Below are 18868 nucleotides of genomic sequence, written 5' to 3' on the forward strand. Positions count from 1 at the left end.
CGTGTTCGGATGATTGTCAGGGTGGTATCAGGCACTGGCGGGCTTACGCCGCCGCATCAACAGCAGTTGCGCGAGGATTACCAGGGTCATGGTCGTGATAAAGACGATGGTGCCGATCGCGTTGATGGTCGGGCTCACCTGCCCTTGCAGCGTATTGAGGATGCGTACGGGCACCGTTTCGTTAAGCCCCGACACGAACCAGGCGACAGCGAACTCATCGAAGGAAACGGCCATGGTCACGAACAGCGCGGCGAAAATGCTCGGCGCCGTGAATGGCAGGATCACATGACGCATGGCCTTCCACTGATTGGCTCCCAGGTTCCAGGCCGCCGCCTCAATGTTCGGATCCATCTGCGCCAGGCGCATCCTGATGACCGCCATTGCGAACGGTGCGCACATCACGATATGGCTGATCATTACCGCGTAGACCTCGCCGGAAAGCCCGACCCGCGACAGGAAAGCCAGCATCGCCAGCCCCATGATCACCACCGGAATGGTGGGCGGCAGTAGCGCGAGCGCCATGTAGATCGACTTGCCGAAGAACGGGTAACGGAAGTCTGTGTAAGCCGCCGTAAACCCAAGCAGGGTTGATACCAGCGACACGACCACACCCACCGTCAGGCTGTTCCTGAATGCCTGCCAGACCGCCGGATCGCTGGCGATCGTCTCGTACCAGTGCAGGCTGAAACCGCCCAGTGGCAAGGAAGGGAAACGGTCAATGTTGAACGAGAACACGAAGCTGCCGGCAATCGGCAAAAAGATGAAGAGAAACACCATTACGACAAAGCTGCGAAGCAAGAAGTTAATCAACCGATGCTCGTTCATGCGCGCCTCCGGTAAGCGAAGCGAACCGCACCAAAGGCCGCGATGAGCAACGTCACAATCATCATCGTTGCGATCACCGCCGCGCGTGGCCATTGCTGGCCGGACTTGGTGGTATCAGTGATCAGCGTGCTCAAGGTCGGCGGCTGACCACCCCCCAGGTAGAGCGGGCTGACAAAGTCGCCGAAGGTCAGAATGAAGCAGAACAGCGCCGCAACCACGATGCCGATCCGCGCCGACGGCACCACCACCAAGAGCACCGTTCGCAATCGTCCGCAGCCCAGGTTGTGCGCCGCCTCGATCAACGAACGATCGATGTACATCAAGCTGAACAGTTGCAGCAAAACCACCAACGGCAGGCACAGCGTGAAATAACCGACATAAGTACCGAACGCGGTATTCAACATGGCAAACGGCTCCAGCCCGAGTTGACCCAGCGCCGCATTGAAGATGCCGTTATCGCTGAGGAACACCTGCCATGAATAGGTGCGCACCAGGTAGCTGGTGAAGAACGGAGTGACCAGCAGTAACACCAGCAGCTGCTTTGCCGACTCGCGAAACTTGAAGGCGATCGCATAAGCACAGGGAAAGGCCACCATGCTCACCAGCACGGTGGCGCTCGCAGCTATTGCGAGGGTATGAGCGTAAGCATCCCAAAAGAAGCCGCGGCTGAGCATGTAGCTCCAGTTTTGCCACTCGAACGTCGGCACCATCCGGAAGTTACGTACAAGCCAAAAACTGATGGCCACCAGAAATGCCAGCGGGAATACGAAGAAAATCAATTGCCAGATCAGGATAGGCATCGAGAAACAGAGACCAAACCAGGGCAAGCGCCACACCCTCCTGGAATGATGCTCTGTTCGGGCACCTGCATTATCGGAGAGTACCGACGGCGAAGTCTTCAACTTGTCTGAAATCACAGCGACCACCTCCACTCGTCTCGTCAAGCACCCTTGTATTGCGACCAGAAGTCATTCCACTCATCCAGACTCTGCCGGACCGGGAGTTCGCGGTACTTGATACGACCATCGCGGATGTCATCCATGACGTTGCGCTGCCCGAGCAGCATGCCTTGGCGCTTCGCCTCGGCGGGATCGGTCTGGTTCAGCAGTTCCCATCCCTTTTTGCTGGGGATCAGCGCTGGATAAGCGGCCATCTTCGCCGACTTGACCTGGCCTTCAGGTGCAGTGATGTATTGGATGAACTTCTTCGCCAGCTCCGGGCTGTGTGCTTTTTTAGCGATGCAGTAAGACTCCGTCCATTGCAACCCGCCTTCCTTCGGCAATACGGTTTTCACCGGTGCGCCGGCACGTTGCAAGACACCGGTGATCCAGTCGCCGATGCCGCACATGGCATGGATCTGGCCATTTTTCAGTGAAGAAAAGGTTCCGCCGTAATCGAAGAAACCGCCGATTTGCGGACGCAGATCCATCATCTTCTGCTGCACCGTTTGCCAGTGCGCGGTATCGATGTCGTACGGGCGCGCGTTGCCATTCATCAAGCTGATCTGTCCGAGATTCGGCAGGTGCCAGTCGAAGTGTCCAACCTTGCCCTTGAGGCTTTCGTCCCAGAACACGTCATAGCTGTGCACCTTGGCTTGGGGAACGAGTTGGGTGTTGTAGGCGATGCCGAGGAAGCCAAAGCGAATCAGCACCGAGTAGAGTTTGTCCCCCTGCCAGTGGCCGGGAAAATGCTGGAACTCCGGGTAGAAGTCATCGAAGGGGTAGTCAGCGGGGTCAAGTTGCTCGATATACTCGGCCGCATTGAGTTGCTGGACATATTCGGCGTCGGACAGGATCAGGTCGAAAGTGCCGGGCGGGGACTGTGAGATCAACCCCAGCATGTTGTCACCGCCGGTGTAGTACTTGGCCCGGACCTTGACCCCATATTTGCGCTCGAAATCAGCGACGATGTCCGGCTCTGCGTGTCCGGCCCATGCGAGTATGACCAGTTCTTTTTCCGCTGCGGCGAAGCTTCTCAAGGGCAGCAAACCAGAAAGCGCTGCGGTGCCTGCCAGAATGCTGGAGGTCTTGAGGAATGTACGGCGTGAAAGGTCGATGCGATTTTTCATTATTGTCTCGCCTGGTGATGGAAAGTGGCTCAGATGAAAAGTGCTCCTGTCCGTCTCATCCTTTTGCTCTTGCCTGCTGCCTGCTATCGCTGCCAACCACAGCATCATTCGCTGGCTGGATGCATTGCAGCAGGTCGCCATCACCCGTTTTTGTGCGCGCTCGACCTGGACTTTGTCAGATCCGACTCATGCCCCTCCTCACGCAAAAGCGACGAGCCCTAATCCGATAACCGGACAGAAATGACAAACCAGAGGGTGTTTTGTCATTTACGGGTCGGATTTAGACAAATCTGCACCCTCCCCCTCTGATCGAATTGATCCATGCACCACCTTCGATTCCTGCAATCCGCAAGGTCGGTCAGACGATCGGCAAATGCCCCCAACCACCGGTTAAAAATTGCCAACGGTCAAACACTTTCAGAGGGTGTGTAGATGAACAGCAGTGTCGTTATTGGAGAGCTCACCTGGCCTGAGTATGCGCAGAAGGTGGCTACCGGTTGCCCGATCTTTCTGCCAGTGGGTGCACTGGAACAACATGGACATCACATGTGCATGGAAGTCGATGTGCTGCTGCCAAGCGCAATATGCAAGGCGGTAGCGCAGAATGTCAGCGGCCTGGTTTTGCCTGCCCTCGCCTATGGCTACAAGTCTCAGCAGAAATCAGGCGGCGGCAACCACTTCCCGGGAACAACCAGCCTCGATGGCGCCACGCTGACCCATACCGTGCAGGACATCATCAGAGAACTTGCCCGCCATGGCGCACGCAAACTGGTGATGATGAACGGGCACTTTGAAAACTCGATGTTCATTGTCGAGGGCATAGACCTTGCCCTTCGGGAGCTTCGCTACGGTGGCATCAGCGACTTCAAGGTCGTCGTGCTGTCCTATTGGGACTTCGTCAACGATCCTGCCGTCATCGAGAAGTTATATCCCGAGGGATTCCTCGGCTGGGATATCGAGCATGGCGGAATTTTCGAAACCTCTTTGATGCTGGCCCTGCACCCCGACAAGGTCGATCTGAGTCGTGCGGTTGATCATCCTCCCGCGACCTTCCCGCCTTACGACGTCTTTCCCATCATTCCGGAGCGCACACCGGCCTGCGGAACACTGTCATCACCTAAAGGTTCCAGTCGCGAGAAAGGCGAGCTGATTCTCGAAGTCTGTGTCTCTGGCATCAGCGCCGCTGTGCGCGAGGCTTTTGATTTGGACACCTGAAGAACACACGGACGTGCCGAAACGAGTACTCACGGTTATTGCTTCACCCTCCCCAAGTAAAATAAAAAGGGTAAGTCTCATGTCCAGCAGCTCAACCTTGGCCCCAGGCCTCAAGCAGCGTCACGTCACCATGCTGTCCATTGCCGGTGCCATTGGCGCCGGCCTGTTCATCGGTTCAGGACACGCCATCGCCTCGGCGGGACCCGCCGCGATTCTGGCGTACATTTTTTCCGGCACCCTGGTCGTGCTGGTGATGCGCATGCTGGGAGAAATGGCCGTCGCATCGCCCGATACAGGATCGTTTTCGACCTACGCCGAGCGGGCGATGGGACGCAGCGCCGGCTTCACCATCGGCTGGCTGTACTGGTGGTTCTGGGTACTGGTCATTCCGATTGAAGCCATCGCCGCTGCCGCCATCCTGCACGCCTGGTTTCCCGCCATTCAGACCTGGGAGTTCGCCATAGCGGTCACCGGCCTGCTGACATTGACCAACCTGTTCAGTGTCGCCCGGTACGGGGAGTTCGAGTTCTGGTTCGCCATGCTCAAAGTCATCGCGGTTCTGGGGTTTATCGCGCTTGGCGCGCTTGCCCTGGTGGGCGGATTACCGGATACGACGGTGAGTGGGGTCGTTCAACTCAGTCATGAGTTCGGAGGTTTCATGCCCAATGGCATGACCGCCGTTATCGGTGCGATGCTCACTACAGTGTTCAGTTTCATGGGCACGGAAATCGTCACCATTGCCGCTGCGGAATCGCAGAACCCCTCCAAACAGATCACCCGCGCGACCAATTCCGTCGTCTGGCGAATGGGGATTTTCTATATCGTCTCGGTATTCCTCATCATCTCCATCGTCCCCTGGAACGACCCCATGCTCATGGAAGTCGGCTCTTATCAGAGGGCGCTCGAGTTGATGAACATTCCACACGCGAAAATGATCGTCGATATCGTCGTGCTGATTGCTGTAGCCAGCTGCCTCAACTCAGCCATCTATACCGCCTCACGCATGGTCTACTCCCTGAGCAAACGCGGTGATGGTCCTCGAGTACTGCAGAAGACGTCGTCTTCAGGGGTGCCTTATATCGCGGTGCTGGCCAGCACAGCGGTCGGTTTTCTGACCACGGCACTCAATTACTTTGCACCCAACGAAGTCTTCTCCTTCCTCCTGGCCAGCTCTGGGGCCGTTGCGCTGCTGGTCTATCTGGCCATCGCTGTTTCGCAACTGGTACTGCGCAGAAAGATGAATGCTTCGCGGCAACCGATCGCGTTCAAGATGTGGTTTTTCCCCTGGCTCAGCTATCTGGTCATTGCCTGTATCTTGAGCATCCTGGTGGTCATGCTGATCTTGCCGCAGCACCGCATGGAAGTGGTTGCGACGGGTGCGCTGACACTGTCCATCGTCTGTATGGGTGCAATCTTCAACTCCAGGAAGAAGACAGTGCAAGCCGTCGACATCGCACGAACCGAAAACGCTTGAAGCGCTATCCACGATAGCAACACTCATCCTCGTTCACCTCTTTCCGGCCGCTCTCCACCACGGAGCTGGCCGGTTTTTTTTGTTGATCACTCATGCCTGACTCCCCACGTTTTCTACCCTCCTCCAGCCAATCGAGACTCATGGCATCTTGCGTGCTTATCCCTTTCGTCACGGTCTATTGACCGGACACACAGTGTAAAATCCTGAAGCCTGTCAACAGGGCTTACAATCATAAAAACGAGATGACGTTGCCCGTTTCGGCAGCTTGCCGTGGAGCATGTCACTGATGCAGTTGAGGAGCGGTAATAATGGCGAAATTCCAGGCGGCGAAAACCTCCGCAGGACGTTCGGCGAATGAACTGAATCCAGTGAAAACCGTGGGTTTTCTGGTCATCCCCAACTTCACCACCATCGGCTTCGCCTCCGCCGTGGAAACACTGCGCATGGCCAATCTGGCCGCACGCAAACCGATGTTCCGCACGGTCATCATCGCAGCCAGCCTGGACCCGGTTACGGCCAGCAATGGCATGCGCATCCTGCCTGACCATACCATCACCGATGCACCCAGACTCGACATGCTGTTCGTTGTCGGTTCAAACCCGATCGTCTCCAATCACAGCAGCCGACCACTGCTCAACTGGCTGCGCAAGTTGGCGCACGATCAAGTGCCGCTGGGCGGGATTTGCACGGGGAGTCACTTGTTGGCACGCGCCGATTTGCTCAAGGGCTATCGCTGCACGATTCACTGGGAAGATATCGAAGCACTAAAGGAGCGTTTCCCGGGGATTATCATTTCCAACCAGCTGTTTGAGCTGGACCGTGATCGCTACACCTGCTCCGGTGGCGTGGCCTCTATGGACATGACCCTGCAGCTGATTGCCCGCGAACCCGGTGGCCGGGACATTGCAGACCATGCAGCTGAGTTGCTGTTGTGCGATCGGGTACGGGGGGCAAAGGAGCAACAGCGTGTGCCATTGCGGCAAAAGCTGGGCACCTCGCAGCCCAAGCTCAGTCAGATGGTGGCGATCATGGAAGCCAATCTCGAGGAGCCGGTGGGCCTTGAGGAACTCGCGCGGTTGAACGAGGTATCGGTGCGCCAGCTGGAGCGCCTGTTTCACAAGCACCTGCAACGCACGCCGAGCCAGTACTACCTGGAATTGCGCCTTGCACGGGCGCGACAATTACTGCTGCGCAGCGAATCGCAGGTACGTGATATCGCCCTCGCCTGCGGCTTCGTTTCCCCGGCGCACTTTTCCAAGTGCTACAGCCGTTTCTTCGGCGTATCGCCTATTGGTGAACGTAAGCAAGTGGCTGCGGTGCATTGATTCGACATTGATGTTGGCCAGGCTGGTCTCTTCCCGGGCAAGCCCCAATGCCGGTCAGTTAAGCGAAATTCCTGTAGGAGCGAGCTTGCTCGCGAAGACGGCAGTACAGCCAACATTGATGTCACCTGACCTACCGCTTTCGCGAGCAAGCTCGCTCCTACAGGGTTTCGCGGCTTAACTGACAGGCGTTGGGGCTTGCCCGCGATGGCGTCGGCAATGTCACCATCGCGGGCTGGTTGTGTTTCATGTCGAGTGCGGGTCAATCCTGTAAGGCTTTATGCGCAGTTTCCCGGCTCGCCAACATGGCAATCAAAGCTATCGCCGCTGCAGCCAGCAGATACCAGGCCGGGGCCATTTTGTTGCCGGTCAGTTGGATCAGCCAGGTCGCGATAAACGGCGCGGTGCCGCCGAACACGGCATTGGCGATGTTGAAACTGAAGGCAAAACCACTGAAGCGGACGCGGGTGGGGAATATCTCGGCGAGGAAGCACGGCAAGGTACCGTCGTTCATCGCCAGTATTGCGCCGAAAGCAATCTGGATCATCAGAATCACAATCAGCGGCTGATTCTCCAACATCCCGAACAGCGGAAATGTCAGCGCCAGGAAGAATACCGAAGCGGTCAGCAACATGGTTTTGCGGCCGAACCGATCCGACAGCTTGCCCATCAGAAAAATCAGCCCGATATAGGTCGCCAGCGACACCGTGGATGCCAGGAACGAATCACTCTCGCTCATGCCCATTTCAGTGGACAGATAGGTGGGCATATAGCTGAGCAACAGGTAAAACGCTACGGCATTCAGGCAGGTCACGCCGATCCCGATCATCACGCTGCGTCGGTGTACGGTCAGCAATTCACGCACCGGAGCGTGGGTTGCGAATTCCTTCGCCTCAAGGCGTTTTTCCATCTCCAGAAACTTGGGTGTGTCTTGCAAACTCATGCGGATGTAGCGCCCCACCAGCCCAAATGGCGCTGCCAGCAGGAAGGGTAAACGCCAGCCCCAGCTATGCAGATCCTCGACACTCATCCACGCATGCAGGCCGGCGACAAAGACCGCGCCGAAGAGCAAACCAGCCGCCGTACTCGCCGGGACAATGCTGGTGTACAAACCGCGTTTGCCCTCGGGTGCATACTCGGCGAGAAAGGCCGATGCCCCGGCGTATTCACCTGAAGCAGAGAAGCCTTGGAACAAGCGAATCAGTAACAGCAAGGCCGGAGCCCACAGGCCAATATGGTTGTAGGTCGGCAGGATGCCGATGCAAAAGGTCGAGACCGACATGATCAGAATCGACCAGGACAGCGCACTGCGCCGCCCGTATTTGTCACCGAAGTGACCCCAGACCAGCCCGCCAAGTGGGCGGACGATAAACGACAGCGCGAATACGGCGAAAGTCGCCAGTAGCGCAGTGGTCTTGTCGGTTTGCGGAAAAAACGTCAGTGCGATGATCGTGGCCAGATAGCCGTAGGCCGCATAGTCGAACCATTCGACAAAGTTACCCATGAAGCTGGCACTGGCTGCGCGTCGCAGGGCCTTGCGCTCGGCCGTTTGTTCAAGTTTCTGCGCCATGGTCAGCGTCAGGTTTGCGTTTTGAGTGCTCATTGGGCACCTCCGGTGTTAGAGGCGCCGTTATCGAGGTAAAGCGTCGGGACGTAGAACATGACAAAACCCTCTATTGTTTTACTTGGCAGGGTTAAGGTTCAGTAGATGCTGCGCGTTTTTTAGCGTGCATACGTTATTTTTTCGCTAGTACACAACCATTCCTCAAAAAGAAACGCCGCACAGGTTCACTGTGCGGCGCGAGGTCTTACTTCTTGATGATGTTGTGTTCCGGACCATACGGGAATTTGGTGATGTTTTCCCCGCCCTGCTCGTTGACGATCAGGATGTCGTGCTCACGATAACCGCCGGCACCTGGAAGGCCTTCGGGCAGCATGATCATCGGTTCGATGGACACCACCATCCCTGGTTCCAGCACCGTGTCGATGTCTTCGCGCAATTCCAGCCCGGCTTCGCGCCCGTAGTAATGGCTCAGCGTGCCGAAGGAGTGGCCGTAGCCGAAGGTGCGGTATTGAAGCAGATCGTGTTCCAGGAAAATCTCGTTCAATTGCAGCGCGATATCGCAGCAGCGCATGCCTGGTTTGATCAGCTTCAGACCCGCCTCGTGCACTTTGACGTTAACTTCCCATAAACGCAGATGCTCATCGGAGCAGTGGTCCAGGAACAAGGTACGTTCCAGTGCGGTGTAGTAACCGGCAATCATCGGGAAGCAGTTTAGGCTGAGGATGTCGCCCTTGTTGACCTTGCGCGAGGTCACCGGATTGTGTGCGCCATCGGTGTTGATACCGGACTGGAACCAGGTCCAGGTGTCCATCAATTCGGAATCCGGGAAGGTGCGGGCGATTTCACGCACCATCGCCTGAGTGGCATGCAGGGCTACTTCGTATTCTGGAACCTGATCACGCAAGGCTTCGACGATGGCCGCACCGCCGATGTCAGCCACGCGTGCACCATGACGAATGATCGCGTGCTCTTCAGCGGACTTGATCATGCGCATACGCATGCACGGTGCGGCGATATCCACCAGCTCAGCCCGCGGATAGCGGCTGGCGAGTTTGTCGCGATTGAGCAGGTTCAGATGATCGAACTCGATGCCGATGCGCCCGGCCTTCGGCAAGGCCTGCTGGATCGCCACGAAGTAGTTGTCGCGTTGCCAGTCGGTGTAGACGATGTTTTCAGTGCCGACGGTACGGCGCCATGGCTGACCGCCATCGATGTTGGCGCTGATGGTCACGGCGCTGTCCTGGGTCACGACCAGCGCGTACTGACGCCCGAAGGAGCAGTACAGGAAATCGCTGTAGTAGTTGATGTTGTGATAAGAGGTGAAGACTGCCGCGTCGATATTGTTCTGCGCCAGATAAGCCCGCAATTTGGCCTGGCGGTTGGCATATTCCTGAGCCGAGAACGTCGGGTTCACTTTTTCGCCGTTCTTGATCTGGATGGTTTTCGGCATTTGCATGTCATTTATCCTTGTCATTGTTTGAGCTACAGAAGGCGCCAATCTGGCGGGCCGCTGAAGATCATTCGAACAGATGCAAGGTGAGGTTTTTTGCGCGAATCCGACCTGTAATTGGTCATATCCGCTGTTTGCGAATGTGGTCCCCGAGCCCCCCGGCAGAAACAAAAATGCCCCCGGCAAGCGGGGTAAAAGCCGCTTGGCGGAGGCATTGGCAACGCAGTCAGTGCGGGAGTGCCGGTGCGTTCAACATTGCTACCCGCTGATTCTGCGCCTTCGTGAGCAAGCTCGCGCCCATATGATCGCGAGGGTGTGCTCCGAAGTACTGGCGATAGCAGCGGAAGAAATGTTGCACCGAGACGAAACCGCACTCCCCGGCGACATCTGACAAAGAATGTTCACCGGCCCGCAACAACTGCCGCGCCTGTTGCAGCCGCAAGTCCAAGTAATGTCGGGACGGCGAACAACCCAGACTGCACTTGAACAGCCGTTCCAGATGTCGCCGGGAAATGCCCATGGTGTCGGCCAGTTCGTCGATACCCAGCGTTCGGCGCAAGTGCTCGTTCATCAATGCCAGTGTTGCTTGAAGTTTTTCCGGGGCGTCATGCAGGGGAAGTAGCGGCCGGGCCTGGCGTGCTGCGTGTTTTTCCATCCGCAGTATCAGACCACGACCGTGGGTCCGGGCGAGAAGCTCGTGCATCAACCCTTGAACAGCCTGTGGGCCGACGCAGGTCAGACGTTGGCGATCGACACAGAACGGTGCTGCTACCGGCGTCAACTTGCGAAAAGCAGCAAAGGTCAGTGATGGGCTGGGCTCCGGCAAGCTGCAGCGGAAACCATCCAGCGCGCCAATCTGCGCCAGCAGCCAACCGGCCTTACCCAACGCTCCCAGGCTGATCGGTTGCCTCGCCCAGTAGTTCAGTTGCTGGAGCAAGGCTGGATATTCAGTTTGAAGATGCAGGTTATCCCCACCGCAGAGGATTAATACATCGAACATTTGTGCCTGATCCAGTCGTGCAGTGGCGGTTGCGATGCCGTTGCTGGCGTTCAGTTGCTGTCCGTCCAGGCTAAGCATTTGCCATTGGCAAACATTGCACCCCGCCAACTGATTGGCCTGGCGCAATGGCTCCAGCGCATTGGCAAGGGCATACAAATCGAAGGCTTCCATCAACCAGAAACCAATACGCAGCATCGGCGGTTGTGGTCGGCCAGACTCGGTCAATTGCAGCATGTTCCACTCCCCCGTTGGTCAAGATACTCGACAAACAAAGCCCCGGCACGCATCGGGCCGACGCTATGGGAGCTGGAGGGGCCGACACCAATCTTGAACAAGTCAAAAACACTGATAGCCATCGTCGATCTCCGCGCCGCATAAAAGGTGTCAGGAATTCACCCGATTGTCGGCGTCAGGAATCATCAAGGCGTGTCAGATATCGACTCCTAAGTGCTCGTCACTACCTATGGCGAGCTGGATGTATTGCTCGGGCCTTGTTGTTGCCGGTTTCAACCTGACTGAGTGTGCTGATCTGATCGCCGGCCGTCGATCTAACCGTATCTACGTGAACACTCCCTTGACGGCGCATTTTTTTTATTGTTTCCTGAAACCGGTTTCAGCAATGTATTAAATGTACCCGACCTGATAAATCCAATAAGAAGGTTTCAGACCGTGAACGATTTTTCCGCCGCCCAGCGCAGCCGCGTGACCATGCTCGACGTGGCCAAACACGCCAAGGTCTCCAAGGCCAGCGTTTCGCGGTTCATTGGCGATGATCGTGCCCTGCTTTCCGATGCCATTGCTCAGCGCATCGAACAGGCAATTGCCGAACTCGGCTATCGCCCGAACCAGATGGCCCGCGGCCTGAAACGCGGGCGTACCCGCCTGATCGGCATGCTGGTGGCCGATATCCGCAACCCTTATTCCATTGCCGTGATGCACGGAGTGGAAACCGCGTGCCGTCAGCACGGCTATAGCCTGGTGGTGTGCAACACCGATCGCGATGACGAGCAAGAGCGCCAGCACCTGGCCCTGCTGCGTTCGTACAACATCGAAGGCTTGATCGTGAACACCCTCGGTCATCACCGTGACGAGTTGCACGACCTGCACCGGGAAATGCCCTTGGTGCTGATGGATCGCAAGGTGGAGCAGCTTGAAAGCGATATGGTCGGGCTGAATAACCCGCAGGCCATCGACATGGGCCTCAACCACCTTGAAGAACGCGGTTACCGCGATGTGTTGCTGGTGACCGAGCCGCTTGATGGCACCAGTTCGCGGATCGAACGGGTCAGCAGCTTCAAGGCGCAAATCGAGCAACGCCCGGCGCTTCGCGGCACTCACATCGAAACCGGCAGCGAACTGAGCGCACAATTGAAAGCCTTCCTCGACATGCCTGGCCCCGGCCCGAAGGCGCTATTTTGCGCGAACGGAATTGCGGCGCTGGCCAGCACCCATGCGTTGCGTGAACTCAAGTGCAATCTGTTCGATGACGTGGGCTTGATCGCCCTCGATGACCTGGACTGGTACCCGTTGGTGGGCAGCGGCATTACCGCTCTCGCGCAGCCGACCACCGAGATGGGCGCCAGTGCATTTGAGTGTCTGCTCAAGCGACTGCGCGGGGATGACGGGGCGGTACGGATGCTGGATTTTTCCGCGCGGCTGATTGTGCGGGGGTCGACCCTTGGTGTTTTCAGGTGACTGGAATGGCCCTGAAGAGCAGCACGAATTCATAGCCATTTTTTTTGAACAAAAATGAAACCGGTTTCAGAGGTAGAAAAACAATGAACAAACCAGCCGTTTCCATCAGCCTTTCAAGCTACGGTGCCGATCTTGTGCGTCAACGCGGCCAGGGCAGTTTCATCGAGATTCTCGCCGCCGCCGGCGCCACGGGCATTGAGTGGCGCGAAGAATTACTGACCATCGAAGACCCCGCTCAACTGGCCGATGCCACTCAAGCACAAGGCCTGCAGAGCGTGTACTCATCGCCGATGGAGCTATGGCTGGCCGGTCAATCCAGGCCCAATCCCGAGCTGGTCACGGCCCTGCAACGTGCCCGGGCGTTCGGCGCCAAATGGCTGAAGGTGTCACTGGGCTATTTCACCGACAACAGCGATCTGCAAACCCTCACCCGAGTGCTGGGCGAAAGCGCCGTGCAGTTGCTGGTGGAAAACGACCAGACCCTGCAGGGCGGCCGCATTGAACCCTTCCAGCGTTTTTTCGCAGAGATCGAACAGCATAAATTGCCGATAAAAATGACTTTCGATATCGGCAATTGGCACTGGCAGGACCAGTCCGCCGCCAGTGCTGCCCGGTTGCTCGGTCGTCACGTCGGTTATGTGCATTGCAAAGCGGTCACGCGCCGTGCCGACGGCAAACTGGTCGCCGTCCCGCCCGCCGTCAGTGACCTGCAACAGTGGGAACACCTGCTGCAGCACATGGCCCAGGGCGTTATGCGGGCCGCGGAATATCCGCTGCAAGGCGATGACCTGGTGCAACTGACTACCGAGCACGTCACCGCCCTCGCCCACCTCGGCCAATCGCAGCTGGAGAGTGCTCATGTCTGAGATCGATATTCTGTCCTTCGGCGAGACCATGGCGATGTTCGTCGCTGAACAGGCTGGTGATCTGGCCTGTGTCGGCGCTTTCCACAAACGCATTGCCGGGGCTGACAGCAATGTCGCCATTGGCCTTTCCCGATTGGGTTTCAACGTGGCATGGCTGAGTCGTGTCGGTGCCGACTCGTTAGGCCGGTTCGTGGTCGACACCCTGGAAAAAGAAGGCCTGGATTGCCGCCACGTCGACATCGACGCCGCCCACCCGACCGGTTTTCAACTCAAATCCCGCACCGACGATGGAAGCGATCCGGTGGTCGAGTACTTCCGCCGTGATTCGGCGGCCAGTCACCTGTCGCCGCACTCGATCATGCCCGAATTGCTCAAGGCCCGACATCTGCACGCCACCGGCATTCCCCCGGCGCTGTCGGAGTCGGCGCGGCAAATGTCGTTCGAGTTGATGACCCGCATGCGCGAGGCCGGGCGCAGTGTGTCCTTCGACCCGAACCTGCGCCCGAGCCTGTGGGCCAGCGAACGACAAATGATCACCGAGATCAACCGCCTCGCCGCCCTCGCCCATTGGGTGCTGCCGGGGTTGAGCGAAGGTCGCTTGTTGACCGGGTTCGAAGAACCGGCCGACATCGCCGCCTTCTACCTTGACCAGGGCGCCGAGGCCGTGGCGATCAAGCTTGGCCCACACGGGGCTTTCTACCGCACACATCTTGATCAAGGTTTCGTGGCTGGCGTACCAGTGCGAACAGTGGTCGATACGGTGGGCGCTGGCGATGGTTTTGCCGTCGGCATGATCAGCGCGCTGTTGGAAAAGCAAAGCGTTGCCGAGGCCGTGAAATGCGCCAACTGGATTGGCAGCCGGGCGGTGCAGAGCCGGGGGGATATGGAGGGGTTGCCGACCCGATCCGAAATGGTCAGCGAATTTGAGGCCGCCATCGCGAGCAGTCTCGCTCCCACAGGGGATATGTGTCGAACGTAGATCCGATGAGCGAGCCTGCTCGCGATGAGGCCAGTAAAGGCACCGAAGATTCAAACCGTTACCTGCTGCGACAAAAACAACAAGCTCAGGAGCACCACCATGAAAACCGCAACGCTCGCCACCCGCCGCTGGTGGTACATCATGCCCATCGTGTTCATCACCTACAGCCTGGCGTATCTGGATCGCGCCAACTATGGGTTTGCCGCCGCGTCCGGCATGGCGGCAGACCTGATGATCACGCCAGGCCTGTCGTCGATGCTCGGCGCGCTGTTCTTCCTCGGCTACTTTTTCTTCCAGGTACCCGGCGCGATCTACGCGCAGAAACACAGTGTGAAGAAGCTGATTTTCGTCAGCCTGATCCTCTGGGGCAGCCTGGCGACGTTGACCGGGGTTGTCTCCAATGCCTACTGGCTGATCGTTATCCGCTTCATGCTCGGCGTGGTCGAAGCCGCAGTGATGCCGGCGATGCTGATCTACCTGTGCCACTGGTTCACCCGCGCCGAACGCTCGCGGGCCAACACCTTCCTGATCCTCGGCAACCCGGTGACCATGCTGTGGATGTCGGTGGTCTCGGGCTATCTGGTGCAGCATTACAGCTGGCGCTGGATGTTTATCGTCGAAGGTTTGCCAGCGGTGTTATGGGCATTCATCTGGTGGCGCCTGGCCGATGATCGTCCGTCACAAGCCAAGTGGCTCAACGATCAGGAAAAACAGGACCTGGAAAGCGCACTGGCCGCCGAACAGGTTGGCATCAAGGCCGTGAAGAACTACGCCGAAGCGTTCCGTTCACCCAAAGTGATCATCCTGGCACTGCAGTTCTTCTGCTGGAGTATTGGCGTGTACGGCTTCGTGTTGTGGCTGCCGTCGATCCTCAAGGCCGGTGCGCAGATGGACATGGTGCAGGCCGGCTGGCTGTCGGCGCTGCCGTACCTGGCGGCGGTGATCGGCATGCTGCTGGTGTCCTGGGGTTCGGACAAGTTGCAAAAACGTAAACGTTTCGTCTGGCCGCCACTGCTGATTGCCTCGATTGCCTTCTATGGCTCCTACGCCTTGGGTGCCGAACACTTCTGGTGGTCCTACACCTTGCTGGTGATTGCCGGCGCCTGCATGTACGCGCCTTACGGACCGTTCTTCGCAATCATTCCGGAGATCCTCCCGGCCAACGTCGCGGGCGGCGCCATGGCGCTGATCAACAGCATGGGCGCCCTCGGTTCCTTTGGCGGCTCCTATCTGGTCGGTTACCTGAACAGCTCCACCGGCTCGCCCGGCGCCTCGTACCTGTTGATGAGCGGCGCACTGATGTTTTCGGTATTGCTGACCATTTGCCTCAAGCCCGGCGCCAGCGATCGGGAGCGGCCCACGGCCACAGTAACGCGCACCGCAACGGCACATTCCTGAATTGAAGTTGAGATCTCAAAGATGAAAAAGCAGGTCGTCCTGTACAAGAAACTCTCGCCGCTGCTGATGGCTCGTCTGCACGAGCAGACCGAAGTGACGCTGATCGAAAACCTTGATGCCCAGGGTCTGGCCAAACTACGCGATGCCCTGCCCCGCGCCCATGGTTTGCTGGGTGCCAGCCTGAAGCTGGATGCCGAATTGCTCGATCTGGCACCCAACCTCCAAGCCATTGCCAGCGTCTCGGTGGGTGTCGATAACTACGACATCGGATACCTGACCGAGAGGCGCATCCTGCTCAGCAACACGCCGGATGTATTGACAGAAACCACCGCCGACACCGGTTTCGCACTGATCCTGGCAACGGCCCGGCGCGTAGTGGAATTGGCAAACATGATTCGCGAAGGCAATTGGACCCGCAACATCGGCCCCACGCATTTCGGCAGCGACGTGCACGGTAAAACCCTGGGCATCATTGGCATGGGCCGCATTGGTGAGGCCCTCGCGCAGCGCGGGCATTTCGGGTTTGGCATGCCGGTGATTTATCACAGCCAGTCACCGAAACCGGCGGTGGAACGGCGGTTCAATGCGCACTATCGAAGCCTGCCGGAGCTGTTGCAACAGGCCGATTTCGTTTGCCTGACGTTGCCGCTGACCGCGCAAACCGCAGGGCTGATCGGCGCAGAACAGTTCGCCCTGATGCGTCCCGAGAGCATCTTCATCAATATTTCACGGGGCAAGGTAGTGGACGAAGCAGCGCTGATCGAAGCCTTGCGCGCGGGCCAGATTCGCGCGGCGGGACTGGATGTATTTGAACGCGAACCGTTGAATCAGGACTCGCCGTTGCTGCAGTTGAACAACGTGGTGGCGACACCACACATCGGCTCGGCCACCCATGAAACACGGGAGGCCATGGCCAGATGCGCGGTGGACAACCTGTTAGCGGCGCTGGCGGGTAGGCGCCCGGGGAATCTGGTGAATGTGCGGGCGTGGAAGGCCTGACGTTGCCTGGAGGCCGTCTTCGCTCCCACATTTGATCTGTGAACGCCACAAATCAAACACGGAGTGAACTGTATAACCCTTGCTTTTCGTGTATAAGGCCGTCTGTTTCTAGGTGGCCTTTCCGACGGATTATGCCTTCATGGTAGGCGCAGGATCTCAATGACGGCGTTCTGGCCGGGGCGGGGGCGGGCATTGTTCAGGGCGAATATCCGTGGGAGTAATTCTGCAGGATCGAGTAGGAGGCGGATTTACATCCGCCGTCCTCTCACACCACCGTACATACGGTTCCGTATACGGCGGTTCAGGTTATGCAGCTAAGCCGGTTGATCGTATCCAGTATTGAGACCAGACCAAGGTTGTCCCACAGTTTCTTCGGTAACGCCTGATTCATATGAGGCGCCCCCGAGCTCCACCATGGGCCGCGACCATTGAAGGCTGATTTACAGGCGCGTGCTTCGCTGAGCCCCAAGCTCATCAGATTTCTCGCCCTCGTTGAGGGCTGCTTCCATTGGCGCCAGATCACGCAGCGAAGTTTGTGTCGCACCCAGCCGTCAAGCTCCTCCAGTGGCCGCCTGCTCTGAGTTAGCTTGAAGTAGCCAGCCCAGCCGCGCAGCACGGGGTTTATCCGTTCGATGGCATTCGCCAGCTTCTGGCCCCGCGCTCCGCGCAGCAGATCCCTGAATCGGTCGCGCAAGCGACGCAGACTCAGCGTTGCCACTCGCAACCTTGGCTGTTGATGCCAGCTCATCCCATAACCCAAGTAATCACACATCCACGACCCCGCAACTCGGCTCTTTTCCCGGTTCAGCACCAGTTTCAGGCGCTGGCTCAGGAAGCGTTCAACGCCGGCCATCACTCGCGCGCCTGCCCGTTGACTACGCACATAAATGTTGGCGTCATCGGCATAGCGCACGAAGCGATGACCCCGCCGCTCCAATTCTCGGTCGAGTTCGTTGAGCAGGATGTTCGACAGCAATGGCGAGAGCGGGCCGCCTTGCGGCGTCCCTTCCTGCCGTCGGCTGACGAGTCCGCCTGACATCGTCCCCGCTTCGAGATAACGACGGATCAGCGTGAGCACCCGTTTGTCTTCGATTTGACGCGCCACGTAAGCCATCAGGACATCGTGGTTGACCCGATCAAAGAACTTCTCCAGATCAAGTTCCACGCACCAGCGGTGACCCGCTGCCACATGGGCGCGGGCTGTTTCGATGGCTTGGTGAGCGCTTCTGCCCGGACGAAAGCCGTAGCTGTAGTCCGAAAACAAAGGGTCGAAGATTGGCGTGAGCTGTTGCAGCAGCGCCTGCTGGATCAGGCGATCCACGACGCTGGGGATACCCAGTTGCCGTGTACCCCCTTGGGTTTGGGGATGTCGACGGCGCGTACACCTTGCGGGTGATACTCGCCGGCCAGCAGCCGAGTCTTGAGGATCGGCCAATACTGTTTCACGTAGCCCGCCAGCTGGTCGACCGTCATGCCATCGGCACCCGGTGCGCCTTTGTTGCTGACCACGCGCTGATACGCACGCTTGAGGTTGGCCGGTGCAAGCACCCGCGCCATCAGCGTGTCCGGCTCCGCGTTCGTCCACGCCACAGACGCCGCCGATACCTGTGCGCTGTCAGCCGTCATCCTCGGATACTGTCCGGGACTCGGAGTAACAGTCTTCTCTGGGAGAAATTTCTGCATTTCGGTATTCAACGAGACTCTGACGCCTACTGGCGGCATAACCTGTTCGGCCCTTGGTGGCGCGGTTAACCGCCACTTACTACGGCTTCGGCTGACTTCTGTACGCTCATCCCGTCGCCTCTCGACGTTCGGTAGCACATCGGCAAACGCACAGATCTCCCAGGGTAATTCGCGCGACCTTCCTGCTTATGCCTGTCGGATCTACGTCACAGCGTTCCGTGCAAGTATCGGGCTTTAATGATCATGGCCACCTTACCCCGCTGCGCCGCCTAATCCGCTTCCTGTTCGTCAGGCCAGCATTTTGCCTCGGGCTTCCTTCAGATTCGCAGT

Annotated in this window: 14 protein-coding genes and 2 pseudogenes; 8 read left to right on the forward strand and 8 right to left on the reverse strand. The window is 58.1% G+C overall.

What is annotated here, in order from left to right:
• Positions 1-27 precede the first annotated feature (27 nt).
• Genes MEB48_RS03265 through MEB48_RS03275 form a run of 3 tightly spaced genes read right to left on the reverse strand, consistent with a single transcriptional unit; the run spans position 28 to position 2893 of the window.
• A complete protein-coding gene (locus MEB48_RS03265) occupies positions 28-825 on the reverse strand; it encodes an ABC transporter permease (protein WP_237881810.1) in 798 nt (265 codons plus the stop codon).
• Positions 822-1742: an ABC transporter permease gene (locus MEB48_RS03270; protein ID WP_237881812.1), complete on the reverse strand. Its 921-nt coding sequence runs from the start codon at positions 1740-1742 to the stop codon at positions 822-824. Before MEB48_RS03270 ends, MEB48_RS03265 begins: the two co-directional genes overlap by 4 nt.
• Positions 1743-1765: 23 nt before the next feature.
• Positions 1766-2893, reverse strand: coding sequence for an extracellular solute-binding protein (locus MEB48_RS03275; RefSeq protein ID WP_237882016.1), 1128 nt, complete (start codon positions 2891-2893; stop codon positions 1766-1768).
• Positions 2894-3325: 432 nt separating this feature from the next.
• Here MEB48_RS03275 and MEB48_RS03280 point away from each other — a divergent pair, with 432 nt between their 5' ends.
• The 3 genes from MEB48_RS03280 (at position 3326) to MEB48_RS03290 (ending at position 6907) form a co-directional block, all read left to right on the forward strand.
• Complete coding sequence (locus MEB48_RS03280; RefSeq protein WP_237881814.1) at positions 3326-4108, forward strand: creatininase; 783 nt, start codon at positions 3326-3328, stop codon at positions 4106-4108.
• 79 nt (positions 4109-4187) lie between these two features.
• Positions 4188-5582, forward strand: a complete 1395-nt coding sequence (gabP, locus tag MEB48_RS03285; protein WP_237882018.1) for a GABA permease — start codon at positions 4188-4190, stop codon at positions 5580-5582.
• 308 nt (positions 5583-5890) lie between these two features.
• Entirely contained in the window at positions 5891-6907 is a 1017-nt protein-coding gene (locus tag MEB48_RS03290; protein ID WP_237881816.1) for a GlxA family transcriptional regulator, read from the forward strand.
• 259 nt (positions 6908-7166) lie between these two features.
• Here the strand turns inward: MEB48_RS03290 and MEB48_RS03295 are convergent, their stop codons facing one another.
• The 4 genes and pseudogenes from MEB48_RS03295 to MEB48_RS03310 all read right to left on the reverse strand — a co-directional run.
• Entirely contained in the window at positions 7167-8507 is a 1341-nt protein-coding gene (locus tag MEB48_RS03295) for an MFS transporter (RefSeq protein WP_237881818.1), read from the reverse strand.
• 205 nt (positions 8508-8712) lie between these two features.
• Entirely contained in the window at positions 8713-9924 is a 1212-nt protein-coding gene (locus MEB48_RS03300; protein ID WP_237881820.1) for a M24 family metallopeptidase, read from the reverse strand.
• Positions 9925-10144: 220 nt separating this feature from the next.
• Entirely contained in the window at positions 10145-11152 is a 1008-nt protein-coding gene (locus MEB48_RS03305; protein WP_237881822.1) for a GlxA family transcriptional regulator, read from the reverse strand.
• A gap of 11 nt (positions 11153-11163) precedes the next feature.
• Positions 11164-11274: pseudogene (locus MEB48_RS03310) on the reverse strand (serine dehydratase beta chain); the annotation flags it as partial.
• A 313-nt stretch (positions 11275-11587) separates the two neighbouring features.
• Here MEB48_RS03310 and MEB48_RS03315 point away from each other — a divergent pair.
• From MEB48_RS03315 to MEB48_RS03335, 5 genes are all read left to right on the forward strand, one after another.
• Positions 11588-12613, forward strand: a complete 1026-nt coding sequence (locus tag MEB48_RS03315; RefSeq protein ID WP_330932687.1) for a LacI family DNA-binding transcriptional regulator — start codon at positions 11588-11590, stop codon at positions 12611-12613.
• Positions 12614-12696: 83 nt separating this feature from the next.
• On the forward strand, positions 12697-13479 hold the full coding sequence (locus MEB48_RS03320) for a sugar phosphate isomerase/epimerase family protein (RefSeq protein WP_237881824.1): 783 nt from the start codon (positions 12697-12699) through the stop codon (positions 13477-13479).
• Positions 13472-14458: a sugar kinase gene (locus tag MEB48_RS03325; protein WP_237881826.1), complete on the forward strand. Its 987-nt coding sequence runs from the start codon at positions 13472-13474 to the stop codon at positions 14456-14458. Before MEB48_RS03320 ends, MEB48_RS03325 begins: the two co-directional genes overlap by 8 nt.
• A 99-nt stretch (positions 14459-14557) precedes the next feature.
• A complete protein-coding gene (locus tag MEB48_RS03330) occupies positions 14558-15856 on the forward strand; it encodes an MFS transporter (protein WP_237881828.1) in 1299 nt (432 codons plus the stop codon).
• A gap of 21 nt (positions 15857-15877) precedes the next feature.
• Positions 15878-16855: a 2-hydroxyacid dehydrogenase gene (locus MEB48_RS03335; RefSeq protein ID WP_237881830.1), complete on the forward strand. Its 978-nt coding sequence runs from the start codon at positions 15878-15880 to the stop codon at positions 16853-16855.
• Between the two features lie 301 nt (positions 16856-17156).
• On the opposite strand, the pseudogene ltrA reads toward MEB48_RS03335, so the two are convergent.
• Positions 17157-18577: pseudogene (gene ltrA, locus MEB48_RS03340) on the reverse strand (group II intron reverse transcriptase/maturase).
• Positions 18578-18868: the final 291 nt, after the last annotated feature.

Source organism: Pseudomonas sp. PGPR40 (genome assembly GCF_022014505.1).
Taxonomy (GTDB): Bacteria; Pseudomonadota; Gammaproteobacteria; order Pseudomonadales; family Pseudomonadaceae; genus Aquipseudomonas.